The organism is Pseudoclavibacter helvolus (assembly GCF_014191305.1).
GTDB classification, from domain to species: Bacteria; Actinomycetota; Actinomycetes; order Actinomycetales; family Microbacteriaceae; genus Pseudoclavibacter; species Pseudoclavibacter helvolus.
Window position 1 is genome coordinate 566025 of record NZ_JACHWJ010000001.1, and the last position, 25708, is coordinate 591732.

The 25708-nt window shown below is 65.7% G+C and carries 23 protein-coding genes; 18 read left to right on the forward strand and 5 right to left on the reverse strand.

Annotation, left to right across the window (positions count from 1 at the left end):
- The first annotated feature begins 144 nt into the window (after window positions 1-144).
- The 11 genes from ftsZ to FHX72_RS02595 all read left to right on the forward strand — a co-directional run bounded on the left by ftsZ (window position 145) and on the right by FHX72_RS02595 (window position 11946).
- Window positions 145-1371: a cell division protein FtsZ gene (ftsZ, locus tag FHX72_RS02545; protein ID WP_068476371.1), complete on the forward strand. Its 1227-nt coding sequence runs from the start codon at window positions 145-147 to the stop codon at window positions 1369-1371.
- A 7-nt stretch (window positions 1372-1378) separates the two neighbouring features.
- Window positions 1379-2098, forward strand: a complete 720-nt coding sequence (locus tag FHX72_RS02550; protein ID WP_068476369.1) for a YggS family pyridoxal phosphate-dependent enzyme — start codon at window positions 1379-1381, stop codon at window positions 2096-2098.
- Between the two features lie 33 nt (window positions 2099-2131).
- Window positions 2132-2638, forward strand: coding sequence for a cell division protein SepF (locus tag FHX72_RS02555; RefSeq protein ID WP_068476368.1), 507 nt, complete (start codon window positions 2132-2134; stop codon window positions 2636-2638).
- Between the two features lie 119 nt (window positions 2639-2757).
- The gene (locus FHX72_RS02560) at window positions 2758-3042 is read left to right on the forward strand and encodes a YggT family protein (protein ID WP_068476366.1); all 285 of its coding nucleotides are present in this window, start codon (window positions 2758-2760) and stop codon (window positions 3040-3042) included.
- A 288-nt stretch (window positions 3043-3330) separates the two neighbouring features.
- Complete coding sequence (locus FHX72_RS02565) at window positions 3331-3969, forward strand: DivIVA domain-containing protein (RefSeq protein ID WP_183622867.1); 639 nt, start codon at window positions 3331-3333, stop codon at window positions 3967-3969.
- A gap of 10 nt (window positions 3970-3979) precedes the next feature.
- On the forward strand, window positions 3980-4531 hold the full coding sequence (gene lspA / locus FHX72_RS02570) for a signal peptidase II (protein ID WP_235812564.1): 552 nt from the start codon (window positions 3980-3982) through the stop codon (window positions 4529-4531).
- Window positions 4531-5457 carry an RluA family pseudouridine synthase gene (locus FHX72_RS02575; protein ID WP_183623970.1) on the forward strand — a complete coding sequence of 309 codons (927 nt, stop codon included), beginning with the start codon at window positions 4531-4533 and terminating at the stop codon, window positions 5455-5457. Before lspA ends, FHX72_RS02575 begins: the two co-directional genes overlap by 1 nt.
- 76 nt (window positions 5458-5533) lie before the next feature.
- Window positions 5534-9043 (forward strand): DNA polymerase III subunit alpha, encoded by a 3510-nt coding sequence (gene dnaE, locus FHX72_RS02580; RefSeq protein WP_183622869.1) that lies wholly within the window; start codon window positions 5534-5536, stop codon window positions 9041-9043.
- 61 nt (window positions 9044-9104) lie between these two features.
- Entirely contained in the window at window positions 9105-10409 is a 1305-nt protein-coding gene (hisD, locus tag FHX72_RS02585; protein ID WP_183622871.1) for a histidinol dehydrogenase, read from the forward strand.
- Window positions 10409-10918 carry a transcriptional regulator NrdR gene (gene nrdR / locus FHX72_RS02590; protein WP_068476357.1) on the forward strand — a complete coding sequence of 170 codons (510 nt, stop codon included), beginning with the start codon at window positions 10409-10411 and terminating at the stop codon, window positions 10916-10918. Before hisD ends, nrdR begins: the two co-directional genes overlap by 1 nt.
- Entirely contained in the window at window positions 10915-11946 is a 1032-nt protein-coding gene (locus tag FHX72_RS02595; protein WP_183622873.1) for a quinone-dependent dihydroorotate dehydrogenase, read from the forward strand. The genes nrdR and FHX72_RS02595 overlap by 4 nt, the downstream gene beginning before the upstream one ends.
- A gap of 165 nt (window positions 11947-12111) precedes the next feature.
- Here FHX72_RS02595 and FHX72_RS02600 read toward each other — a convergent pair whose 3' ends face one another.
- Window positions 12112-12696 carry a DUF3043 domain-containing protein gene (locus FHX72_RS02600; RefSeq protein ID WP_183622875.1) on the reverse strand — a complete coding sequence of 195 codons (585 nt, stop codon included), beginning with the start codon at window positions 12694-12696 and terminating at the stop codon, window positions 12112-12114.
- 41 nt (window positions 12697-12737) lie between these two features.
- Here FHX72_RS02600 and FHX72_RS02605 point away from each other — a divergent pair, with 41 nt between their 5' ends.
- The 7 genes from FHX72_RS02605 (at window position 12738) to istB (ending at window position 20830) form a co-directional block, all read left to right on the forward strand.
- Window positions 12738-14156 (forward strand): dipeptidase, encoded by a 1419-nt coding sequence (locus FHX72_RS02605; RefSeq protein WP_068476351.1) that lies wholly within the window; start codon window positions 12738-12740, stop codon window positions 14154-14156.
- Window positions 14157-14256: 100 nt separating this feature from the next.
- Window positions 14257-14622, forward strand: coding sequence for a HesB/IscA family protein (locus tag FHX72_RS02610; protein WP_068476349.1), 366 nt, complete (start codon window positions 14257-14259; stop codon window positions 14620-14622).
- Between the two features lie 128 nt (window positions 14623-14750).
- Window positions 14751-15704: an aa3-type cytochrome oxidase subunit II gene (gene ctaC / locus FHX72_RS02615; RefSeq protein WP_183622877.1), complete on the forward strand. Its 954-nt coding sequence runs from the start codon at window positions 14751-14753 to the stop codon at window positions 15702-15704.
- A gap of 11 nt (window positions 15705-15715) precedes the next feature.
- Window positions 15716-17437 (forward strand): aa3-type cytochrome oxidase subunit I, encoded by a 1722-nt coding sequence (gene ctaD / locus FHX72_RS02620; RefSeq protein ID WP_068476345.1) that lies wholly within the window; start codon window positions 15716-15718, stop codon window positions 17435-17437.
- Window positions 17434-17856 carry a cytochrome c oxidase subunit 4 gene (locus FHX72_RS02625; RefSeq protein WP_068476343.1) on the forward strand — a complete coding sequence of 141 codons (423 nt, stop codon included), beginning with the start codon at window positions 17434-17436 and terminating at the stop codon, window positions 17854-17856. The genes ctaD and FHX72_RS02625 overlap by 4 nt, the downstream gene beginning before the upstream one ends.
- An 857-nt stretch (window positions 17857-18713) precedes the next feature.
- Entirely contained in the window at window positions 18714-20021 is a 1308-nt protein-coding gene (gene istA, locus FHX72_RS02630; protein ID WP_478219663.1) for an IS21 family transposase, read from the forward strand.
- Window positions 20018-20830 (forward strand): IS21-like element helper ATPase IstB, encoded by an 813-nt coding sequence (gene istB, locus FHX72_RS02635; RefSeq protein WP_068476904.1) that lies wholly within the window; start codon window positions 20018-20020, stop codon window positions 20828-20830. Before istA ends, istB begins: the two co-directional genes overlap by 4 nt.
- Window positions 20831-21404: 574 nt before the next feature.
- Here istB and qcrB read toward each other — a convergent pair.
- The 4 genes from qcrB to ctaE form a co-directional block, all read right to left on the reverse strand.
- Entirely contained in the window at window positions 21405-23009 is a 1605-nt protein-coding gene (gene qcrB, locus FHX72_RS02640) for a cytochrome bc1 complex cytochrome b subunit (protein WP_183622881.1), read from the reverse strand.
- Window positions 22993-24072, reverse strand: coding sequence for a cytochrome bc1 complex Rieske iron-sulfur subunit (qcrA, locus tag FHX72_RS02645; RefSeq protein ID WP_183622883.1), 1080 nt, complete (start codon window positions 24070-24072; stop codon window positions 22993-22995). The genes qcrB and qcrA overlap by 17 nt, the downstream gene beginning before the upstream one ends.
- 72 nt (window positions 24073-24144) lie before the next feature.
- Window positions 24145-24978 carry a cytochrome bc1 complex diheme cytochrome c subunit gene (qcrC, locus tag FHX72_RS02650; protein ID WP_183622885.1) on the reverse strand — a complete coding sequence of 278 codons (834 nt, stop codon included), beginning with the start codon at window positions 24976-24978 and terminating at the stop codon, window positions 24145-24147.
- A gap of 22 nt (window positions 24979-25000) precedes the next feature.
- Window positions 25001-25633, reverse strand: a complete 633-nt coding sequence (ctaE, locus tag FHX72_RS02655; RefSeq protein WP_235812562.1) for an aa3-type cytochrome oxidase subunit III — start codon at window positions 25631-25633, stop codon at window positions 25001-25003.
- Between the last annotated feature and the right edge of the window lie 75 nt (window positions 25634-25708).

Genomic DNA, 25708 nt, shown 5'->3' on the forward strand with positions numbered 1-25708 from the left:
TAGCGTCGAAGTAAGCAATCAGGAAAAAGCATATCTCTGAGCTTCAAGTAGAGGTTGAAGCTCGTGCGGATTCACCAGTGGCAACTCGCCGAGGTGTGCACTCCGTTCTTCCACCACACCACACGCCAACGAGGGGCCGGACACGTGTCGAACACCAACAACTACCTCGCCGTCATCAAGGTCGTCGGCATCGGCGGCGGCGGCGTCAATGCAGTCAACCGCATGATCGAACTCGGCCTCCGCGGCGTCGAGTTCATTGCGATCAACACCGACGCGCAGGCGCTGCTCATGAGCGACGCCGACGTGAAGCTCGACGTCGGCCGCGAGCTGACCCGCGGCCTCGGCGCCGGGGCAGACCCCGAGGTCGGCCGCCGCGCGGCTGAGGACCATGCCGAAGAGATCGAGCAGGCTCTCGCGGGAGCCGACATGGTCTTCGTCACGGCCGGCGAGGGTGGTGGCACAGGTACAGGTGGCGCGCCCGTGGTCGCACGAATCGCGAAGTCGATCGGCGCGCTCACCATCGGTGTCGTCACGAAGCCGTTCAGCTTCGAGGGCCGCCGCCGCATGCAGCAGGCCGAGCAGGGCGTCGCGACGCTGAAGGAAGAGGTCGACACCCTCATCGTCGTCCCCAACGACCGCCTCCTCGAGATCAGTGACCGCGGCATCTCCATGATCGAGGCCTTCTCGACGGCAGACCAGGTGCTCCTCGCCGGTGTCCAGGGCATCACCGACCTGATCACAACCCCCGGCCTCATCAACCTGGACTTCGCTGACGTGAAGTCGGTCATGCAGGGCGCGGGCTCCGCACTCATGGGTATCGGCTCGTCGCGCGGCGCCGACCGCGCTATCAAGGCGGCCGAACTCGCTGTCGCCTCCCCGCTCCTCGAAGCGAGCATCGAGGGCGCCCACGGCGTGCTGCTCTCCATCCAGGGTGGCTCGAACCTCGGCATCTTCGAGATCAACGACGCCGCGAAGCTCGTGCAGGAGGCCGTCCACCAGGAGGCCAACATCATCTTCGGTGCCGTTATCGACGACACCCTGGGTGACGAGGTGCGCGTCACGGTCATCGCGGCAGGCTTCGCCGGGGGTGAGCCCAAGACGATCCAGGAGCAGCAGGCCGCACCGGCCGTCGCGGCGGCTCCCGTCCAGCAGGCGAACACGGGTGCCATCGGTCTCGGCGCCGCCGCGGCTGCGGTCGCCTCGGCACCTTCAGTGCCCGTCGAGCGCGAGCCCGTCCAGGCGCCTGCTCCCGTTACCCAGGCTCCTGCCTGGTCGACGGCTGAGGCGCCGACGATCGCTCCTCGTCGCGAGCCCGAGGCGGCGTACGACGACGCCGAGGACATCCTCGACGTGCCGGACTTCCTCAAGTAGGGCGCGCATGCCAGAGCATGCAGGAGAGGCGCTCGGCCAGGGTCATTCGACGCTGGCCGAGCGTCTCTCGGCGGTCCAGTCCCAGATTCAGGACGCCTGCCGCGGCGCGGGTCGAGACGCCTCGGAAGTCACCCTCATTCCCGTCACGAAGTTCCACGGGCCCGAGCTGGTCGAGGGCCTCGTGGACCTCGGTGTGCGCCGCTTCGCGGAGAGCAGGCACCCTGAGGCTCGGGATAAGGCGGAAGCGCTCTCAGTGCGCGCTGAAGACCTCGAATGGCATTTCGTAGGCCAGGTCCAGACCAAGAAGGCGCGACAGATCGCGCAGTACGTGGATGCGATCCATTCGATCGACCGGGCCGGCCTTGTCGACGCGCTGTCGTCGATCGAGCGCGAGCATCCGCTGCCGGTGTTCGTGCAGGTCAACATGACTCCTGACCCCGAGCGGGGAGGCGTTCAGCCGGACGAGCTCGACGCGCTCGTCGAGCACGTGCTTGCAACCCAGGCTCTCGAACTCGAAGGGCTCATGTGCGTCGCTCCGCTCGGGGGTGAGCCTCGCGTGTCCTTCGCCGCGCTCCGCGAACTCAGCGTGCGCATCCAGACCATCGCTCCGATGGCGACGGCACTCTCGATGGGGATGTCGAACGACTTCAGAGAAGCCATCGAAAACGGTGCGACACACCTTAGGATCGGCGCGGCAATCACGGGAAAGCGCCCCGACCGGACGTAGCGTGGACGCACGCCGAACACACGGAGGAGCACAATGGCCAACCCGCTGCGCAATGCCATGGTCTACCTGGGCCTTGCTGACGAAGACGAGCAGAATCTTCACGACGAGACGCCCCAGGCGCAGCAGCAGCAGAGGCAGTCGCCCACGGCGGCACCTGCGCCGCAGCTCTCCCCGGTGATCACCGAGCGCCCCAAGCCGGCGCCTGTGACCCCGATCACCAAAGCTCCCAAGCACACTTCTACCCCGGCGATGGCGGAAATGAACGAGATCCTCACGGTCCACCCGAAGGCCTACAACAAAGACGCGCAGGTCATCGCCGAGAACTTCCGCGATGGTGTCCCCGTCATCATGAACCTGTCCGAGATGGACGAAGCCGAGGCGCGTCGCCTCATCGACTTCGCGAGCGGCCTCTCCCAGGGCCTCTATGGCAAGATCGAGCGCGTGACGAGCCGGGTGTTCCTGCTCTCGCCTCAGCACATCGCCGTCCACGGTGAGTCGAGCAAGGTCGAGGCGGAGAAGGAAGCCTCGTTCTTCCAGTAGACCCCATCCAGCCAGGCTCTGCCGTGAGGTAGGTCGGCCCGCTTTCGCGCGAACGGTGAGACGGTGCATCCTGAGGGTGCACCGTCGCCGTGTCTGTGCGACAACATCTCAGGAAACGAATGAATATCCTCGGCGCGATCCTCGCCTTCCTCATTGGCCTCTACATCATGGTCATGTGGGGCAGGCTGATCCTCGACTACGCGCGCATGTTCGCTCCTCGCTGGAAGCCGAAGGGTTTCGTGCTGGTCCTCTGCGAGGGCGTGTACTCCCTGACGGATCCGCCCCTTCGTGCTGTGCGCAAGGTTGTGCCTCCGCTTCGCATCGGCAACATCGCGCTTGACCTGGCCTGGATCATTGTCATGTTCGCCCTCGTCATCACTTCCAATCTCGTTCGCCTCCTCTAAGCGCAATCACCCCGCTCGGAGTCTCGCGGCTTCTCCCAATGGTGTGACATCTCCGGATTGCATTAGGTGAATGGCGACTTTCCCGACAGAATGTAACGCACGGGACCCAAGTGCCGTAATGTGACCTATGTGCTGCGCAGCACAGCAACGTTCTGCGCGCACATCTGGGCAACGCTAGTGTTGTCAAGTCAGACCCAAAGTCCTGAATCAAGTACACAGTCTTGAACCAAGACCGAGTGTCTATACCAGATACAGACCAATCGCAGAGAGAGTCGAAAGGTGGCCGACATGGCACTCACTCCTGAGGACGTCATCAACAAACGCTTCCAGCAGACCAAGTTCCGCGAGGGGTACGACCAAGATGAGGTCGACGACTTCCTCGATGAGGTCGTTGCAGAAATGCGCCGCCTCGTAGGGGAGAACGAGCAGCTCCGTCAGCAGCTCGCAGAGGCAGAGGCTCGCGCCGACAGTGCGTCAGCAGCTGCAGCTCCCGCCCCGGTCGAGGAGCCCATCGCGCCGCTCGCTCAGCCCGCAGCCCCCGCCCCGGTTGTCGCTCAGGGTGCAGACGAGGCCGAGACGAGCAGCTCGCTCATCGCCCTCGCACGCCGCCTCCACGATGAGCACGTCCAGGAGGGAACGCGCAAGCGCGACGAGATCATCGCGACGGGTGAGACCCGTGCTCGCGAGATCATTGCCGAGGCCGAGGGTCGTGCACGCACGATCGTCACCGAGGCCGAGGCCAAGGAACGCGAGACGATCGGTCGCCTCGAAGAGGCGAAGACGAAGCTCGAGGCTCGCATCGAGGAGCTCCGCATCTTCGAGCGCGAGTACCGCAACAACCTCCGCTCCTACATCGAAGGCCAGCTCAACGACCTGAACCGTCAGGCCAGCGACGTCCTCGAAGGTTCCGCTCCAGCGGGGCAGTAGCACTCGGAACGTGGAGGACACACCTCTGCAGACCACCGAACGGCGATCGCGCCCGAGCATCCGCATTCTTGCCATGCTCGCCGCGGTCGCCGTCGGCGCGTTTGCGCTTGACCAGCTCACCAAGGCGCTTGTCGTCTCCTCGATGACCGAGGGCCAGACCATCGAGGCCCTTGGCGGCTTCCTGCAGTGGCACTTCGTGCGCAACCCCGGAGCTGCATTCTCGTTCGCCGCCGGCTCCACCTGGATCTTCACGGGCGTCTCGACGCTCATGGTGATCGTGATCATCGTCGTGGCTCGCAGGCTCGGATCGAAGCTCTGGGGTGCCGTCTTTGGGCTGGTGCTCGGTGGGGCGCTCGGGAACCTGTTCGATCGGCTCTTCCGGGAGCCTGGCTTCGGCACAGGTCACGTCATCGACTTCATCTACACACCGTGGATGCTCCCGGCTATCTACAACGTCGCCGACATGTGCATCGTCGTGGGGATGTCGGCGTTTGTGCTGCTCACCCTGTTCGACATCGGATTCGACGGAAAGCGCCGACCAAAGGCGAAGAAGGACGCGTGATGCAATCCAGGACGATCCCGATCCCTGACGGCCTCGAGGGCGCGCGCGTCGACGCTGGCGTGTCGAAGCTGCTCGGACTGAGCAGGACCCAGGTCGCCGATATCGCGGCGGCGGGTGGGATCACGATCGACGGCAAGCAGGTCGGCAAATCCGACCGCATGACCGCCGGTGCCATCATCTTCGTCGAATGGGAGCAGGCTGGTCCCGTTGAGGTCGTCCCGATCGCGGTTCCCGACCTCAAGATCGTCCACGACGAGGACGACTTCGTTGTCATCGACAAGCCCGTCGGCGTCGCGGCGCACCCCTCCATCGGCTGGGACGGCCCCACCGTGCTCGGCGCGCTCGCCGCAGCTGGCTTCACGATCTCGACGTCAGGTCAGTCGGAGCGCCAGGGCATCGTGCACCGCCTCGACGCGGGGACCAGCGGTCTCATGGTCGTCGCCAAGAGCGAGCTGGCCTACGCGGAGCTCAAGAAGGCCTTCCACGACCGCACGGTCGAAAAGGTGTACCACGCTGTCGTGCACGGCCATCCTGATCCGCTGTCCGGCACGATCGACGCTCCCATCGGCCGTCACCCCGGATCGTCCTGGAAGTTCGCCGTGACGAGCGACGGCAAGCCGTCCGTCACCCATTACGAGACCGTCGAAGCGTTCCGCCGCGGTGCGCTGCTCGAGGTCCACCTCGAAACGGGGCGCACGCACCAGATCCGGGTGCACATGGCGGCTCAGCGGCACCCGTGCATCGGGGACCCGCTGTACGGTTCTGACCCAGTGGTCGCCGCCAAGCTCGGCCTCAAGCGCCAGTGGCTGCATGCCAAGGAACTCGGCTTCGCGCATCCAAGAACCGGTGAGCCTGTGCGGTTCACAACCGACTACCCGGACGACCTGGCGCATTCGCTCGAGCTCCTCCGCGAGGGCAACCTGTAGCGAGCCGGCTCGCTCGCGGACTCGCCCGAGCGATCTAAGATGGGTGCGCCGATCCACCCTTCTTCCCGGAGAGACATTGCCTTCAGCTGACTCGTTCGCCCACCTCCACGTCCACAGCGAGTACTCGATGCTCGACGGGGCCGCCCGGATCGGCGAACTCATGAAGGCCGCGGTCGAGCAGGGCATGCCCGCCGTCGCGATGACCGACCACGGCAACGTGTTCGGGGCCTACGAGTTCGCCAAGGCCGCGAAAGAGCACGGCATCAAGCCGATCATCGGCACAGAGGCCTACCTGACTCCGGGAACGCACCGCGGGGACCGCACGCGAGTGAAATGGGGCAACGGCGGGGGAGACGACGTCTCCGGCTCCGGCGCCTACACGCACATCACGATGCTCAGCGAGACCACGCAGGGCATGCACAACCTCTTCCGGCTCTCGAGCCGCGCATCCATGGAGGGCTACTACTTCAAGCCTCGTATGGACCGCGAGCTGCTGAACACGTACTCGAAGGGGCTCATCGCCACCACCGGGTGCCCCTCGGGCGAGGTGCAGACGCGCCTGCGACTCGGGCAGTACAACGAGGCACGGGCCGCAGCTGCCGAGTTCCGCGACATCTTCGGCGCAGAGAACTACTTCTGCGAGATCATGGACCACGGCATCGACATCGAACGTCGAGTCATCCCTGATCTTCTCAAGCTCGCGAAGGACCTCGGTCTGCCCCTCGTCGCGACGAACGACCTCCACTACACGCACTCGCACGACGCGGACAGCCACTCCGCGCTCCTGTGCGTGCAGTCCGGGTCGACCATGGACGACCCGAACCGCTTCCAGTTCTCCGGCACCGGATACTACCTGAAGTCTGCCGCCGAGATGCGCTCGATCTTCCGTGACAACCCGGAGGCGTGCGACAACACGCTCCTCATCGCAGAGCGCTGCTCGGCGGAGTTCGACGAGTCCGCGAACTACATGCCGCGCTTCCCCGTGCCAGAGGGCGAGACGGAGAGCAGCTGGTTCGTCAAGGAAGTCGACACGGGCCTCGGCAAGCGCTACCCGGCCGGCATCCCGAGCGACGTGCGCAAGCAGGCCGACTATGAGATCGGCGTCATCAACCAGATGGGCTTCCCTGGCTACTTTCTGGTGGTCGCCGACTTCATCAACTGGGCGAAGGACAATGGGATCCGCGTCGGCCCAGGCCGTGGATCAGGTGCGGGTTCGATGGCGGCATACGCCATGGGCATCACCGACCTCGACCCGCTGCGTCACGGCCTCATCTTCGAGCGCTTCCTCAACCCCGACCGCGTCTCCATGCCCGACTTCGACGTCGACTTCGATGATCGCCGCAGGTCGGAGGTCATTCGCTACGTGACCGAGAAGTATGGTTCCGAGCGTGTCGCGCAGATCGTCACCTACGGCACGATCAAGGCGAAGCAGGCGCTCAAGGACGCTTCGCGCGTGCTCGGCTACCCGTTCTCGATGGGTGACCAGCTCACGAAAGCCATGCCTCCCGCCGTCATGGGCAAGGACATCCCGCTCAGCGGCATCTTCGACAAGGAACACAAGCGCTACTCCGAGGCTGCCGAGATGCGCGCCTTCATCGAGAGCAACCCCGACGCGAAGAAGGTGTTCGACACCGCAAGCGGCCTCGAGAACCTGAAGCGCCAGTGGGGCGTGCACGCGGCCGGCGTCATCATGTCGAGCGACCCGCTCATCGACATCATCCCGATCATGAAGCGGGAGCAGGACGGCCAGATCGTCACGCAGTTCGACTACCCGGCGAGCGAGTCCCTCGGGCTCATCAAGATGGACTTCCTCGGGCTGCGCAACCTCACGATCGTGAGCGACGCGCTCGTGAACATCAAGGCGAACCGCAACATCGACCTCGTCCTCGAAGACCTCGAGCTCGACGACGTCGGCGCCTACGAGCTGCTGACGCGCGGCGACACGCTCGGCGTGTTCCAGCTCGATGGCGGGCCGATGCGCTCCCTGCTGCGCCTGCTCAAGCCTGACAACTTCGAAGACATCTCGGCCGTCATCGCGCTGTACCGCCCGGGCCCCATGGGTGCCAACTCGCACATCAACTACGCGCTGCGCAAGAACGGCGAGCAGGAGATCACGCCGATCCACCCCCAGCTCGAGGAACCGCTCAAGGAGATCCTCTCGACGAGCTACGGCCTGATCATCTATCAGGAGCAGGTCATGGCGATCGCGCAGAAGGTGGCAGGGTTCTCCCTCGGTCAGGCCGACATCCTGCGCCGAGCGATGGGCAAGAAGAAGAAGTCGGAGCTCGACAAGCAGTTCGCCGGCTTCCAGGGCGGCATGCACGCCAACGGCTTCTCTGACGAGGCCGTGAAGATGCTCTGGGACATCCTGCTGCCGTTCTCCGATTACGCCTTCAACAAGGCCCACTCGGCGGCCTACGGGGTCGTCTCCTACTGGACCGCGTACCTCAAGGCCCACTACCCGGCCGAGTACATGGCGGCGCTGCTCACGAGCGTCGGAGATTCGCGCGACAAGCTCGCGATGTACCTCAACGAGTGCCGTCGCATGGGCATCACGGTGCTCGCTCCCGACGTCAACGAGTCGTTCGTGAACTTCTCGGCCGTCGGCGAGGACATCCGCTTCGGTCTCGGCGCCGTGCGCAACGTCGGCGCGAACGTCGTCGAGGAGATCCAGAAGTCGAGGGAATCCAAGACGGCCTTCACGTCGTTCCACGACTTCCTCAAGAAGGTGCCGACGACGGTCGCCAACAAGCGCACGGTCGAGTCGCTGATCAAGGCAGGCGCCTTCGACTCGCTCGGCAACACGCGCCGGGCGCTCGTCGAGGTGCACGAGAACGCTATCGATGTCGCGGTGTCCCGGAAGCGGAACGAAGCGCACGGCCAGGTCGACCTGTTCGCCGGTCTCGACGAGTTCGAGGCCGAGGAAGATGACGTGCCGGTCCGGCCCGAGTTCAACCGGCGCGACAAGCTCGCCTTCGAGCGCGACATGCTTGGCCTCTACGTGTCAGACCACCCGCTTGCGGGCCTCGAACGCGACCTCGCGAAGCTCGCCACGACGAGCATCCTGGACCTCACACAAGCCGAGAACCTCGAGGACGGCTCGCAGGTCACGATCGCGGGCCTGATCACGAGCGTTCAGCACCGCGTGGCTCGCAACTCCGGAAACCCGTACGGGATGATCGAGGTCGAGGACTTCGGCGGCACCATGACCGTCATGTTCATGGGCAAGACGTACCAGGAGTTCCAGACGCAGCTGCAGGGCGACGTGATCGTCGCGGTCAAGGGCCGAGTCTCGAAGCGCGACGACGGCATGAACCTGCACGCGCAGGGGCTGACGTTGCCCAAGGTCTCCGCCGCGGAAGACGCGGGCACGCTCACGCTCACGATCCCGGATACGCGGGCGACCGAGCCCGTCGTGGATGAGCTCGGCAAAGTGCTGCGGCGGCACGCGGGGGAGAGCGAGGTCCGGCTGCGACTACGGACGCCGGGTGTCATTCGCCGATTCGAGCTGCCCCACCGCGTGCGCATCACGCAAGACCTCTACGGGGAGCTCAAGGCGCTGCTCGGCCCGAGCTGCCTCGAGTAGCCGCTCCTCGACATCGTCCGGGCGTCGCCCGGTACCCCCGCTTGACTACGATGGAGACACCATGATGCAACTCATCGATCTGCGTGGTTCTGCGCTCAGCGCATCCGAGCTTCGGAACATCCTCCCTCGCGCCGAGCTCGACGTCGGGCGCGCGCTCGGCACGGCGGCCGAGCTCATCTCCGCCGTGCGCGACGAGGGATCGTCGGCGCTGCGCGAGCAGGCCGCGCGACTCGACGGCGTCGAGCCGCCGCATCTGCGCGTCCCGCAGGAGGAGATCGACGAGGCGACGGCTGGGCTTGAGCTGCAGGTCCGTGCCGCCCTCGAGGCGATGATCGAGCGAGTGCGTGCGGGTTCTGCTGCGCAGGTGCCCGCCCCGCAGCTCACGACTCTCGCCGACGGCGCTGTGGTTGAGCTCCGCTGGCACCCCGTCTCCCGCGTCGGGCTCTACGTTCCCGGCGGCAAGGCCGTCTACCCCTCGAGTGTCGTGATGAACGTCTGCGCGGCGATGGCGGCAGGGGTGGCCTCGATTGCGATCGCCTCCCCACCGCAGAAGGACTTCGGCGGGCGGGTACACCCCACGATCCTGGGTGCCGCCGGGCTGCTCGGGGTGACTGAGGTCTACGCCATGGGCGGTGCGGGAGCCATTGGTGCCCTCGCCCACGGTGTCGCCGACATCGGCCTCGAACCGGTCGACGTCATCACGGGGCCCGGAAACGTCTACGTCGCCGCCGCCAAGCGCATCGTCCAGTCGTTCGTCGGCATCGACTCTGAGGCCGGTCCCACCGAGATCCTCGTGCTCGCCGACGACTCCGCCGACGCCGACCACGTGGCGGCCGACCTCGTGAGCCAGGCCGAGCACGACGAGCTTGCCTCCGCGCTGCTCGTCACGCCGGATGCGGCCTGGGCCGAGCGAGTGGTCGAGCGGGTCGAGGCGAGGGCCGCGTCCACGAAGCACGCGGAACGCGTGCGGGTCTCGCTCGGCGGCCGTCAGTCCGCCGTCATCCTCGTCGACGACCTCGCGGCCGGGGCGCGCGTCTCGAACTCCTACGCGCCCGAGCACCTCGAGGTGCAGACCCGCGAGCCGGAGGCGGTCCTCGCGACCCTCCACAACGCCGGCGCCATCTTCATGGGGGCGAACTCGCCCGTGAGCCTCGGCGACTACCTCGCTGGGTCGAACCACGTGCTCCCGACGGGCGGCCAATCCGCTCACACGCCTGGTCTTGGGGCGCACACGTACCTTCGCCCGCAGCAGATCATCCGCTACGACAGGGAGGCGCTGCGCGCCGTGAGCGGCCACGTGGTGGCGCTCGCCGTCGCCGAGGACCTCCCGGCGCACGGCGAGGCAGTGACGGCGAGGTTCAGCTGATGCACTGCCCGTTCTGCCGCCACCCCGATTCGCGGGTCATCGACTCTCGGACCAGCGACGACGGCTTCGCCATCCGTCGCAGGAGGCAGTGTCCCGAATGCGGGCGTCGCTTCTCCACGACAGAGACGGCGAGCCTCACCGTCATCAAGCGCAACGGCGTCGTCGAGTCCTTCTCGAGGGACAAGGTCATGGCAGGCGTTCGCAAGGCCTGCCAGGGGCGGCCAGTTACGGACACCGACCTCGCTCTGCTCGCCCAGCGCGTGGAGGAGAGCATCCGCTCGACCGGCGTCTCGCAGATCGAGGCGAACGACATCGGCCTCGCCATCCTGCCGCCCCTCCGCGAGCTCGACGACGTCGCGTACCTGCGGTTCGCGAGCGTCTACCAGGGCTTCGCCTGCCTCGACGACTTCAGGGCGGCGATCGACCAGATGCACGAGGACGGCATCCGGGCGCAGTACGCCACGGAGTCGGCCGACGGCGAGTCCAACCTCGAGGGGGAGACCAGATGAACGCCGCCTACCGACTGCTCTTCAGACACGTCCTGTCCAAGATGGACCCGGAGCGCGCGCACGGCCTCGCGTCCGGCGTGATTCGCGCGCTCGGGCGGCGAGGCCCCGCTGCGATCGTGGCGCCCTTCACGGCACCGCCGCCGGCGCTCGCCGTCGAGGCCATGGGCCTCCGCTTCTCGTCGCCATTCGGGCTCGCGGCCGGCTTCGACAAGGACGCCGAGGACATCGACGGCCTCGCCGCGCTCGGGTTCGGCCACGTCGAGGTCGGCACGGTGACGCCCCGACCGCAGCCAGGCAATCCCGGTCCTCGGCTCTTCCGGCTCGTCGCCGACGGCGCGCTGATTAACCGCATGGGCTTCAACAACCGAGGCGCAGAGCTCGCGGCGGCGAACATCGCCGCACGCCGCAACACGTCGGTCATCGTCGGCGTCAATATCGGCAAGAACAAGACGACCGAGGCCGAAGACGCGCACCTCGACTACGCGGCGGCCGCTGCGGCCGTGCGCGGTGTGGCCGACTACCTCGTGGTCAACGTCTCCTCACCGAACACGCCGGGGCTGCGCAGCCTGCAGTCCCTGGAATCGCTGACGCCCATCCTGCGCGCAGCCCGCGATGCGGCACCGGGAGTGCCCCTCCTGGTCAAGATCGCGCCTGACCTCACCGACGAGGAGATCCGCGAGGTCACGCAGCTTGCCATCGACGAAGGGCTCGCCGGCATCATCGCGGCGAACACCACCATTTCGAGGTCGGGGCTGCGGACGTCGCCGCGAATCGTCGAGGCCTTCGGAGCTGGAGGTCTTTCTGGCCGCCCGCTCACCGCGCGCTCGCTCGACGTGCTCCGCGTCGTCAGGGAGACGGCGGGGGAGCGTCTCTGCATCATCTCCGTCGGTGGCGTCGGCGACGCCGCCGAGGCCAAGCGCAGGCTCGACGCCGGCGCGACGCTCGTGCAGGGCTACACCGAGTTCCTCTACGCGGGTCCGGGGTGGGCCGCGAGCATCAACCGAGGACTCGCTCGCCTCAAGCGCTGACTCGAGCGGTCTCTTAAGGTCACGATTTGTGCTGTTTTCCTGATTCTCAGGCAGCTGACACCTTCGGGTAACCCCGCCGGTCTACATTGTGAAAAGCGAAGGCCCGAGCGGAATACCGTTCGGGCCTTCGAATTTTTCTGCGTGGCCGGGTGGCCGCGGGTGGGCCTACTTGCCCGTGAACTCGATCTTCGCGCCGCGCTTGACCTGCGACTTCGGCATGCGCATGACGCGCAACTGCAGGCTGCGAGCGATCGTGCCGATCATGATGCCCTTCTCGACCTTGTCCTTGCCGACGACGGCGGCGATGCGGCGCTTGATGATGTTGGCGATCATCACAGCCTCGAGCACGCAGACGGCGAGGAATGCCCAGATGAAGCTCATCGCCCAGATACCGATGGACTGGCTCGGGATGAACGTCGCGAAGATAACGAGGAACATCATCGGGAGCAGGAGCTCGCCGATGGAATACCTCGCGTCGATGTAGTTGCGCATGAAGCGCTTCTGCGGGCCGCGTTCGGTCGGCCGGAGGTAGCGATCGTCGCCCTTGGCGAGCCCCTCACGTGCCTTGGCCTGCTCGATGCGCACCTTCGCCTGCATCTCGCGTTTGGCCTGCTTGCGGTCCTCGGGGACGAGGGGACGCAGATTCTGCGCCTCGCGCTCGCGCCGCGTGGGGGTCGGGTTCTGCTTCTTGGCCTGACTCTTCGCGGGAAGCGATGCTGTCTCGGCGCTCTTGGACTCGTGCTTCGACATGATGCCTCTCAAGAACTCTGGTGTGATTTAGCCTAACCGCTATGACTCTCCCCGAAGCTCCACTCGATGCACATAGCCAGGAAGACCGCCTCCTCGGCGCGATCGAGGACCGTTTTCCCAGCACGATCGCCCGACTGTCCGGACTCGTTCGCATCCCCTCCGTGTCGTGGGATGCGTTTGACCGAGTGCACGTGAGGCGAAGCGCAGAGCGCACCGCCGAGCTGCTCCGCGAGGTCGCGCTCTTCGATTCTGTCGAGATCGACGGAGTCGAGACTGCCGACGGCTACGAAGGCCAGCCGGCCGTCATCGCGACAAAGGCGGCGGAGCCCGGCCAGCCGACGGTCCTGCTCTACGCGCACCACGACGTGCAGCCGCAGGGAAGCGCCGACGACTGGCGGACGCCGCCGTTCGAGCCGACGCTGCGCGACGGCCGCCTCTACGGGCGCGGCGCAAGTGACGACAAGGCCGGCGTGATGACGCACGTCGCTGCCCTCGAAGCTCTCGGCGTTGCCACGGACGGCAAGCCGGGCATCGGCATCTCGGTCTTCATCGAGGGCGAGGAGGAGAACGGCTCGCGCAGCTTCGCGGCCTTCCTCGAGAAGCACAGCGCCGCGCTCGGCGCCGACGCCATCATCGTGGCGGACAGCGACAACCCCTCAACCACCATCCCTGGGCTCACGGCCTCGCTCAGGGGAAACGTGACGATGAAGGTCACCGTGCGCACCCTGGGGCATGCCTCGCATTCCGGGATGCTTGGCGGGGCCGTCCCCGACGCCATGCTCGCCACCGTCCGCCTTCTCGACACGCTGTGGGACGACCAGGGCTCTGTGGCCGTCGCGGGACTCGGCTCGCGCGCCGGGGGACCGGCGGGCGGGGACGAGGACGACGTGCGCCGCGACGCCGAGCTGCTCGAGGGCGTATCTACGATCGGTACCGGGAGCATCCACGATCGTCTGTGGAACAGGCCCGCGATCACGATCACGGGTATCGACGCGCCCAGCGTGGGCGAGGCTTCGAACACGCTCCTGCCCGTGGTCTCCGTTCGTCTCTCTGCCCGAATCGCGCCAGGAGACGACGCGGCACGGGCCTACGCGGCAATCGAGCGCCACCTACGGGAGCACGCCCCGTTCGGTGCCCATGTCGACATCACCCAGCCCGACCTCGGGCAGCCGTTCCTCGTCGACACGGCCGGCCCCGCCGTCGGGCTCATGAAGTCGGCGATGCGAGACGGCTGGGGGCAGGAGCCAGCAGAGACCGGCATCGGCGGGTCCATTCCCTTCATCGCCGCCCTGGCCGAGGTCTACCCGGACGCGGAGATCCTCGTGACGGGTGTTGAGGACCCGGCCACGATGGCGCACAGCCCGAACGAGTCCCAGGACCTCGGCGTTCTGCGCCGTGCCATTTCGGCCGAAGCCCTCTTCCTGCTGCGCTTCGCCCGTCCGGCACCAGAGACCGCCTGATGCGATTCCCGCCGGGGAGGAATATCCTTGGGGGATACGCCGTTATCGACGTGAAGAGCGCGGGGGCAGGTCGTCCCGCCCAGCAGCACGAGGAGAATCTATGAGCGCAGTTCTTGAAGGCATCACCGTGAGCGAGGCCACGCACTCCGTGACCCTGACGCAGGCGGCACTCGACAAGATCAAGAACCTCATCGGCCAGGAGAGCGAAGGCGGGCTGCGCCTGCGCATCGCCGTCCAGCCAGGCGGTTGTTCAGGCCTGATCTACCAGCTGTTCTTCGACGAGCGCATTCTCGACGGCGACGCGACGGTCGACTTCGACGGCGTGGAAGTCATCGTCGATCCGATGAGCGTGCCCTACCTTGACAACGCGAAGATCGACTTCGAAGACACGATCCAGAAGCAGGGCTTCACGATCGACAACCCGAGTGCGCAGGGTTCCTGTGCGTGTGGCGACTCCTTCCACTGAGTCGACACGCGGGAGGGCATCCCGCGACACACCCGAAACGGCGTGGTCTTTGACCGCGCCGTTTCGTCGTCTCAGCGCGCCGCGAGTCATCCGACGCCGAGATTCCCACTAGACTGACAGCAACCTGTATGCGTCACCTCGAAAGGTTTGCCGTGCGAGACACCCGCCGCGTGAAGTGGTTCGCCGCTCCGATTGCAGCAGCCCTGATTCTGATCCTGGCTGGTTGCACGTCGCAAGAACTACGGGGCTACATGCCCGGTGACCCCGGCGTCACCAACCATTCCGACGCCTTCACCAACTTCTGGGTCAACTCCTGGATCATCCTGCTCGTCGTGGGCGGGATCACCTGGGGACTCATCATCTGGGCGTCCGTGATGTACCGCCGCCGTAAGGGCGAGAAGGGCCTGCCGGCCCAGCTGCGCTACCACATGCCCATCGAGATCCTCTTCACCGTGGTCCCGATCATCCTGGTTGCCGGATTCTTCGCCTTCACCGTGCGCGAAGAGGCATCCGTCGTCGCGAACTTCGCCGAAGAAGATCAAGACGTCAAGATCGAGGTCTACGGCAAGCAGTGGGCGTGGGACTTCAACTACCTGCCCACGAGCAACACCGAGTACGACTCCGGTGTCTACTACGAGGGCATCCAGGCCCAGGAGCTCCGCGAGCCGTCCGAGGATGGTGAGCGCGGCGCCGCTACCGGTGAGATCGACGAGGCGGCACTGCCCAAGCTCGTCCTCCCCGTTGGCGCGAACGTAACGCTCGACATCAAGTCGCGTGACGTCATCCACTCCTTCTGGATCGTCGACTTCCACTACAAGATCGACAACATCCCCGGTCACACCAACACCATGTCGTTCGTGCCAGAGCGCGAAGGCACCTACATGGGCAAGTGCGCCGAGCTCTGCGGTGAGTACCACTCGATGATGCTCTTCCAGGTCGAGGTCGTCTCGCAGGCCGAGTACAACGCCTACATCGCCGAGCTTCGCGCGGCGGGCAACGTCGGCACCCACGGTGACGACTACAACCGCAACCAGAACCTTCCGGGCACCGAAGTTCCCGAGTTCAACCACGAGTCGGAATAGGGGCGACGAAAATGACGTCAACGCTGAACCGTCCAGGCATCACCCCGGTCTCCGAGGCGACCACGGCTCCGAGCCGCTCTGCTGAGCGCAAGGGCAACGTCCTCGTGACCTGGATCACCTCGACGGACCACAAGACCATCGGGTACATGTACCTGATCTCCAGCTTCGTCTGGTTCTGCATCGGCGGTGTCATGGCGCTGGTCATCCGTACTCAGCTCTTCGAGCCGGGCATGGAGATCATCGACACGAAAGAGCAGTACAACCAGCTCTTCACGATGCACGGCACGATCATGCTGCTCATGTTCGGCACTCCGCTGTTCTCGGGCTTCGCGAACGTGCTTGTACCCCTGCAGATTGGCACGGCCGACGTCGCCTTCCCGCGACTCAACGCTTTCGCCTTCTGGCTCTTCACCTTCGGCGCGCTCATCGCGGTCGGCGGCTTCCTCACGCCGGGAGGTGCGGCATCCTTCGGCTGGACGGCCTACGTCCCCTTGTCGACGACGACGTATTCACCGGGAGTCGGTGGCAACTTGTGGGTTGCCGGACTCGCGGCGACGGGCTTCGCGACGATCTTCGGTGCCGTGAACTTCATCACGACGATCATCACGATGCGTGCCCCCGGCATGACCATGTGGCGCATGCCGATCTTCACGTGGAACGCGTTGATCACGTCGATCCTCGTCCTCTTCGCCTTCCCGGTCCTCGCGGCCGCCTGGTTCGGTCTCCTCATGGACCGCGTGTTCCTGACGCACATCTACGACGTCGAGGCCGGCGGAGCGATCCTCTACCAGCACCTGTTCTGGTTCTTCGGACACCCAGAGGTCTACGTGCTCGCGCTGCCGTTCTTCGGCATAGTGTCTGAGATCTTCCCTGCCTTCAGCAGGAAGCCGATCTTCGGCTACAAGACGCTCGTCTACGCGACGATCGCCATCGCAGCCCTGTCTGCATCCGTGTGGGCGCACCACATGTACGTGACGGGCACTGTTCTGCTGCCGTTCTTCGCGCTCATGACGATGCTGATCGCTGTGCCAACGGGTGTGAAGATCTTCAACTGGCTTGGCACGCTCTGGCGGGGATCGGTGACGTTCGAGACGCCGATGCTCTTCTCGCTCGGCTTCCTCGTCACGTTCGTGTTCGGTGGTCTGACCGGTGTCATCTTGGCTTCGCCGATGCTCGACTTCCACGTGTCGGACACCTACTTCGTGGTCGCGCACTTCCACTACGTGATCTTCGGCACGATCGTCTTCGCCATGTTCGCCGGCTTCTACTTCTGGTGGCCGAAGTGGACCGGCAAGATGCTCAACGAGCGTCTCGGCAAGATCCAGTTCTGGCTGCTGTTCATCGGCTTCCACATGACGTTCCTCATCCAGCACTGGCTCGGCGTCATGGGCATGCCCCGTCGTTACGCGACGTACCAGCCTGAGGACAACTTCACGTGGATGAACCAGCTGTCGACGATCGGCGCGTTTGTGCTCGCGATCTCGCTGCTGCCGTTCTTCTTCAACGTGTTCATCACGGCGCGCAACGCGCCCAAGGTCACGGTTGATGACCCGTGGGGCTACGGCTCCTCGCTCGAGTGGGCTACCAGCTGCCCGCCGCCGCGCCACAACTTCACGTCCATCCCGCGCATCCGCTCGGAGCGCCCCGCGTTCGACCTCAACCACCCTGAGGTTGCACCGCACGGATATCGTGACCTGACGCCAGTCAACGACAAGATCGGAGAACGAGAGTGAAGACCTCAGCCCGCCTTCTCTGGGTCCTCGCCGTCTTCTACGCGGTTGTGACCGTCGTTTACACCCTCTGGACGCACGCTGCCCTCGGGCACTACGAGTGGGTCGGCATCGTCACCTTGGCGCTGTCCGGCATCTTCGTGGCGTTCGTCGCGTTCTACCTGGGCAGCTCGGCCAAGCCGTTCCGCATTCACGTCCTCCCGGAGGACCGCCTCGACGGTGAGATTGCTGACGCAGACCCCGAGCTCGGGTTCTTCCCGCCGCAGAGCTGGTGGCCGTTTGTCCTGGCCCTCGCGGTTGGGCTGATCTTCCTGGGCATCTCGATCGGCGGATGGTGGTTCGCGTACTTCTCCGCGCCGCTGTTCATCATTGCGATCGTCGGCTGGGTGTTCGAGTACTACCGCGGACGCTACGCCCACTAGGCCCCGTTTGAAGGCTTCTGGCCCGTCCCTCTTCCGAGGGGCGGGCCTTTTGCTGTGCTGTGGTGGAACTGGACGTGGACTGCGGCAGGAGCGGTCGAGAGAGCGGAAAGAGCGACGCACGCCTCGGCGGGGCGAAGCCACGTCGCCACGTCCACGGTAGGCCGAGCGACGACCACGGTAGGCCGAGCGACGACGTGCTGGGTGCGCACGGGGACGGCGTCGTCGAGAGTGGCCTGGCCCTTCATGGAGTTGTGAGCATAGGCGCGAGGCCCCCAGGACCAAGAGGACCGCAACGGCAACACGAACTGCGGGCAGCCGGCCACGAAGCGCTCACGGCAAGCCGAGCAAGCCGAGCAAGCCGGCGAGCCGGCGAGCATATGTCCGTGACGTGCCGCGCGTGCCCCGCGCGCTGCGCGGATTCGGCGCGGTGTCTTCACGTGATTGTTGTCGTAACCAGAGGCCCAGCTGGCTCGACGTGGCCCTCGGTCGCGACAAGATGGAGCGCTCGACGAGTCTGAGATCTCGGACGCGCAGGATGAGCGGCGTCGGCGTCGGTGACATCCACACCGCCCCCGGATCGCCGAGGGCGGTGTTGTGGTCGCCATGGGGCACCTGAGGCGACCACAAGTCAGCTCCGGCGCGCGCTGCAGAGTGTCTCGCGAAGTCCTCGCTTCGCTGCTCAGGCGGACTCGCGGAGCGGCTGACGGCGCTCACTGAAATTCCTCGGTTCTGCTCATCGAAATTCCCCACTCTGGGTCGCTCCGCCGCATGAGGCGGGCCTTCCTCGATGCTGGTGGTCTCTGACCACACACCAGCCCGAGGAAGGCCCTGTTCTCATGCTCTCAGAGAGGAGCAGCGTGGACATCCACGCTCTGAAACGGCAGGGGATGACGATCAGCGAGATCGCCCGCCGCACTAACCATGACCGCAAGACCATCCGCGCGTATCTGAACGGTGAACGCCAGCCCGGGATGCGTGAGCGCACCATCCCGGACTCGTTCGACGCGTTCGTCGACTACGCCACCGCGAGACTGACCGAGGACCCGCACCTGTGGGCGGTGGCGCTGCTCGACGAGCTGCGACCGCTCGGTTACGAGGGGTCGTATCCGACGCTGACGCGGCAGATTCGTGCCCGCGGGCTGCGTCCGGCGTGCACCGCGTGCGCGCACGTCACCAAACGCGCAAACGCGGTCATCGAGCACCCGCCCGGGGAGGAGACCCAGTTCGACTGGGTCGAGATGCCCGACCCGCCCGCGCATTGGGGGTTCGGACGCAAGACCGCGTATGTCCTGGTCGGGTCGCTCGCGCACTCGGGTGTCTGGCGGGGCGTGATCTCCCCGTCGATGGACACCCCGCACCTGCTCGCCGCGATGACGACCCTGCTCGCCCTGCTGGGCGGGCTCACGAAGACCTGGCGGTTCGACCGGATGCGGACGGTCCTGGACCACCGCACCGGCGACCTGGTCCCGCAGTTCGCCGCGTTCGCGAAGCACCACGGCGTCACCGCGGTGGTCTGCCGGCCGAGGTCGGGGAACAGGAAGGGCGTGGTCGAGAAGAACAATCACACCGCCGCGCAACGCTGGTGGCGGACCTTGCCCGACGACCTCACCCTCGAGCAAGCGCAGGCCAGCCTGAACACGTTCGCCGCAGGGCAGGGCGACCGGCGGCGTGAGGGCGAGCTCGGGACGACGACAGCGTCCGCCCTGTTCGTGAACGAGCGGCTCAGACCGCTACCTGCGGTTGTGTTCCCTGTGATCATCACAGAGGAGCGCACCGCGACCCGGCAAGCGCTGATCGACTGGCGCGGGAATCGCTACTCCGTCCCGCCCGAACTCGCCGCCGCGAAAGTCGAGGTCCGGCAGCGGCTCGGCGCGGACATCATCGACATCGCCACCGCATCGGGGACGGTCGTCGCCCGCCACCAGGTCGCCGAACCCGGCCTCGGCGTCACGATCCGCGACAGCGGCCATGTCACCGCACTGGAGGCCATCGCGATGGCGTCAGCGACACCAGGACGCCCGCACCGCCGCAAAGAACGCATCCCACCCGGCAGGGCCGCGCTGCGCGCTGCCGCAGCCCTCACCAGCGCTGCAGCGCAGCCTTCGACCGTGATCAGCCTGGCCGCTTACGAGCAGGCCGCGAAGAACAGGAACACCCTCCGATGACCACAACCACAGCCACCACGACGGCAGCGAGCGTCTATCAACAGCTGCGCGGCCACCTCACCGACCTGAAACTCGCCGACGCCGCGGACGCCCTCCCCGCCGTCCTCGACCAGGCGCAAGCCGAAGGATGGACCCTGACGCAGGCCCTCGAGCACCTACTGCGAGTCGAGGTCACCGCCACCGACGCCCGCCGCTTGGCTGGCCGGTTCCGTTTCGCGAACCTCCCCACCGGGCAGACCCTGGACGACTTCGATCACGACGCCGCATCCGGCATCGACCGGTCGCTGCTGGCCGAGCTCGGCACCTGCCGGTTCATCGACACCGCCACCAACGTGCTCCTGATCGGCCCGCCCGGCGTCGGGAAGACCCACATCGCCACCGGCCTCGGCCACGCCGCCGTCACCGCCGGCTACCGCGTCTACTTCACCTCCGCCGCCGACCTCGCCGCCCGCTGCCACCGCGCCGCGATCGAAGGCAAGTGGTCGACGATGATGCGTTTCTTCGCCGGTCCGACCCTGCTCATCATCGACGAGCTTGGCTACCTGCCACTACCCGGCGAGGCCGCCTCAGCCTTGTTCCAGGTCATCAACCAGCGCTACCTGAAGACCTCCATCGTGATCACCACGAACCGGCCGGTCGGAGCCTGGGGCGAGATCCTCGGCGACACCACCGTCGCCGCAGCCATGCTCGACCGGCTCTTGCACCGATCCGTCGTGATCACCCTCGATGGAGCCTCTTACCGGCTCCGCCACCACGCCACCGCCGCAGACGAACTCCGCCGCGTCACGACCGGCACGAACCTGCGCTAACCTGACCACGCGACCTGAGGAATTCCGATGAGCAACTCTGGGGAATTTCGATGAGCGCCATCACGGCTCCGCTGGGCCCGCTTTCGCTCGACCCGCTTTCGCTCGACGGGTTTCCGCTGAACCCGTCCTCGGTGGAGGAGCTTCTGCTGAGCCCATGTCTGGGGAGGAGCTTCCGCTGACATTGTCTCCGGGAACTCGTCTCCGGGAACTCGTCGCCGGGGGCTCGTGTCCGGGAACTCGTCGCCGGGGGCTCGTGTCCGGGAACTCGTCGCCGGGGGAGCCCAGGCCGGTGAACTCTTCCTCTAGTCGGAAGTGAGGCGAGACGCGGCTGGTCGAGGGGCGCCACGCAGCCCACCCGGCCGTCGATGTACTGCCGTGGACAAGAAACAGACCGTGGACCGGAGCGGGATGCGCTGCGTCCTCTCTGACGGGAGACTCTCGGGAGAGTCGTTCTGCTCCGTTTCGGGGACAACGAACGATGCTCACTCAGAACACAGGAAAGGGGCTGCCAGACCCGCTTTCGCGAATCTGGCAGCCCCTGCTCTGCCCGATAAGGGCCAGGAGTTGCTACGGCCTAGTGGTGGCCGTGGTGTGCCTGCTCGATCTCCGTCTTGGTGACCGGCTCGACGCGATCCTCGAAGAACCAGCGAGACATGGCCGCGCGGAGGCGCATCGGTGCTGTGATCTTGCCGTCCGCGTTCGGACGGAGCATGATCGGCGCCTGCTCGTTGTAGGAGACGAGCTCCCAGCGGTCGTACTTGTCGAGGGGCACCTCGACCTCGACGAACTCGCCGTGGGGGAGACGCAGCACTCGGCCTGACTCGACGCCGTGGAGGGCAAGCGAGCGGTCGCGCTTCTGCAGACCGAGGCAGATGCGCTTCGTGGCGATGTACGCGATGACTGGACCGAGGAACAGCATCACCTGCAGGAAGTGGATGACGTGCTCCATGGCGAGGTGGAAGTGCGTCGCCATGAGGTCCGAGCTGGCCGCCGCCCACATGACCGCGTAGAACGTGACGCCTGCAGCGCCGATGGCGGTGCGGGTCGGCGCGTTGCGCGGACGGTCGAGGAGGTGGTGCTCGCGCTTGTCACCGGTGATCCAGGCTTCGATGAACGGGTACACCACGACGAGCACGATGAAGATTCCGATGAGAATCAGCGGAGTCAGGATCGCGAACGACCACGTGTGGTTGAACCAGTACACCTCCCAGCCCGGCGGGATGAGGCGCAGCATGCCGTCAGCGAAACCGATGTACCAGTCAGGCTGGGTTCCCGCGGAAACGGGCGACGGGTCGTACGGGCCGTAGTTCCAGACCGGGTTGATCGAGAAGAACGACGCGATGAGGAAGATGAGGCCGAAGATCAGGAAGAAGAATCCGCCTGCCTTGCCGGCGAAGACCGGGAGGACCGGGTTTCCAACGACGTTGCCGTTGGTGCGTCCAGGACCAGGCCACTGCGTGTGCTTGTTGATGACCATGAGCGCCAGGTGCAACGCGATGAAGAGGATGACCATCGCGGGCAGGATCATGATGTGCAGCGAGTACAGGCGTCCGACGATCTCGGTTCCCGGGAACTCGCCTCCGAAGAAGAGGAACGAGACCCAGGTTCCCACGAGCGGGATGCCCTTCATGATGCCGTCGATGATGCGGAGGCCGTTGCCGGACAGCAGGTCATCGGGGAGCGAGTAGCCGGTGAAGCCCTCTGCCATCGCGAGGATGAAGAGCACGAATCCGACGACCCAGTTGAGCTCGCGTGGCTTGCGGAACGCTCCCGTGAAGAAGACGCGCAGCATGTGCAGGCCGATGGAGGCCACGAACAGCAGAGCCGCCCAGTGGTGCACCTGGCGCATGAGGAGGCCACCGCGGATGTCGAAGGAGATGTCGAGTGTCGACGCCATAGCGGCCGACATGCCCATGCCCTTCAGCGGAAGGTACGAGCCCTCGTACTCGACGTGCGCCATCGACGGATCGAAGAAGAACGTCAGGAAGGTGCCTGAGAGCAGGATGACGACGAAGCTGTAGAGCGCAATCTCGCCGAGCATGAAGGACCAGTGGTCCGGGAAGATCTTGCGACCGAACTCCTTGACCGCAACGGAGATGGTGGTGCGCTCGTCGAGGTAGTTGGCGGCGCCTGCGATGAAGCCGCCCTCGCGTACCGGAGCTTTATACGTTGTAGTCATGGCGTCGCTCCCAGAAGCTCGGTCCGACAGGTTCAGTGAAGTCGCTCTGCGCGATCAGGTAGCCCTCGTTGTCGACGGCGATCGGCAGCTGCGGGAGCGGGCGACCGGCCGGTCCGAAGATGACCTCGCAGTGGTTCTTGACGTCGAACTGCGACTGGTGGCATGGGCAGAGCAGGTGGTGGGTCTGCTGCTCGTAGAGAGCAACCGGGCAGCCGACGTGCGTGCAGACCTTCGAGTAGGCGACGATGCCGTCGTACGACCAGCCTGCACGGTCCTCGCGCTCGTTGAGCTGGTCCGCTGGCAGACGCATGAGCAGCACAACGGCCTTGGCCTTCTCCTCGAGCATGTGGTGCTCGAGGTCGATGAGGCCGTCGGGGATGACGTGGAACGCGGAGCCGTAGGTGACGTCGGCGGCGCGGATCGGGGTCCCCGTAGGGTCGCGGACCAGGCGGGTGCCTTCCTCCCACATGGTGTGGGAGAGCAATTCGACTGGGTCCGGGTTGTTGCCGTTGTAGAGGTCTCGGAAGAGCACGATTCCAGGCAGAGGCATCGCAACGAGTGCGCCGATGAGCGAGTTACGGAGGAGCTTGCGGCGGCTGAAGCCGGACTCTTCGTTGGCCTGCGCGAAGATCTCTACTGCACGCGAACGCGTGGCAGGGGAGCCCTTCCCGGGGTGGCGTGCTTCCGCCATCTCGTGGTCGGCCATGAGGTACTTCGACCAGGCGACTGTGCCGATTCCGATGGCGAGCATCGCAAGTGCGATGCCAATGCCGAGGAACATGTTGTTGGCGCGAACCGTCGAGATGTCCTCGCGGCTGATCGGCCACACGAAGTAGGCGACGACCGCGAAGATGCTGGCGAGTGCCGAGAACACGAACAACGCGACGAGGATGCGCTCGGTGCGCTTCGCCTGCGCTGGGTCTGCGTCGGTGATCCGGTCGCGGTGCGCCGGCATGCCAGGGTTCTCGAAGCCGTCCTTGGGAAGGATCGCGGTCCCGATGTGAGGCGCCCGCTCCGACGAAGGAGCAGTGCGAAGCTCTCCGCCGTGTTCGCCATCAGCCATGGTGATCCCTTTCTGGGTGTGTCTGTTCAGCTGCAGTAAGTCGTGAAGGCCTGAGCCAAGTTTCGCCCGGCACTAGTTCGGTCGGGTGGCGATCCAGACCGCCATCGCGACGCCAGCACCGATTCCGAAGATCCAGATGAAGAGGCCTTCAGAGACGGGACCGAGCGAGCCGAGGCTGATGCCGCCGATCGTTCCGGTGACTTCGGTCTGCCAGCGGATGGCCGTGATGATGTCGGCCTTGTCCTGCGGGGTGAGGTTCGCGTCGCTGAACACCGGCATGTTCTGCGGGCCGGTGATCATTGCCTCGTAGATGTGAACTGGCTCGACCGTCATGAGTTCTGGGGCGAACTTGCCTTCGGTCAGTGCGCCACCCGCGCCAGCCACGTTGTGGCACATGGCGCAGTTGATGCGGAAGAGCTCTGCACCGCGGGCGGCGTCGCCGTCGGCCTGGAGGTAGCGCTCGTCTGGAACTGCGGGGCCGGGAGCCAACGAAGCGACGTACTCGCCCAGGTCGTTGATGTCCTGCTCGTCGAACTGGACGGGCTTCGCCGGGGCCTGGGCCGCGTTTGCCTGCATTGGCATGCGGCCGGTGCCGACCTGGAAGTCGACGGCTGCTGCGCCGACTCCGATGAGGCTCGGTCCGTTTTCCGTGCCTGCTGCGTTCATGCCGTGGCAGGTCGCGCAGTTGGCGCCGAAGAGGGCCGCGCCGTTCTCGATCTCTGCGGCGGAGGCGGGAGCTGCTTCCTCCGCGGCTGCTGCCGTTGTCGCGGAGTCGATCGCTGTGTACGCGCCACCCGTGAGGAGAAGGCCGGCTCCGAGGAGGGCCGCGGTCGCGAGGGGGGTGCGGCGGCGAGCCGTCTTGCGGGTCGCCGTCTTCGCAGTCCGTGGTTCGGTCGTTCGGAACATTTGTGTGTTCTCCAGGGTCGGGCTACGAGAAGTAGGGCAGCAGGTAGATGACGAAGAACAGCGCAACCCAGACCACGTCGACGAAGTGCCAGTAGTAGGAGATGCCGAGTGCGCTGCTGACCTCGCGGGTGCCCATGCGGCGAGCCGAGTACATGCGGCCGATGACGAGGAGGAACGTGACGAGTCCGCCGGTCACGTGGAGGCCGTGGAAGCCAGTCGTCATGTAGAAGGCGCTCGTGTACGCGTTGAGGTTCAGCACGTAGCCCTCGCTCACGAGGGTGGCGTACTCCCAGACCTGTCCAGCGACGAAGATGCCGCCGAGAACAACCGTGAGGTAGAACCACTCGATGGCACCCCAGTTCTTGGGGCTCTTGCCTGTGGCGCGCGCCTGCTCGCGTTCTGCCGCGAACGTGCCGAACTGGCACGTGAACGACGAGCTCACGAGGATGAGCGTGTTGACGGTCGCGAAGGGCACGTTCAGCACGCTGTGGCCTTCGGCGAACTGCTCCGGCGCCATTGAGCGCAGCGTGAAGAAGATCGCGAAGAGCCCTGCGAAGAACATGACTTCGCTACCGAGCCAAACGATGACGCCGATGGCAGTCGTATTGGGGCGATGGACCGTGTGCACGGCCTGAGCGGAAGTTGCAGCAGTCACCTGACCATTATGACCGATATCCCAGGTTCCCGAGACAACGCGGGCCCGCTCGGCGGGTCGCGATCGATTAGGTGT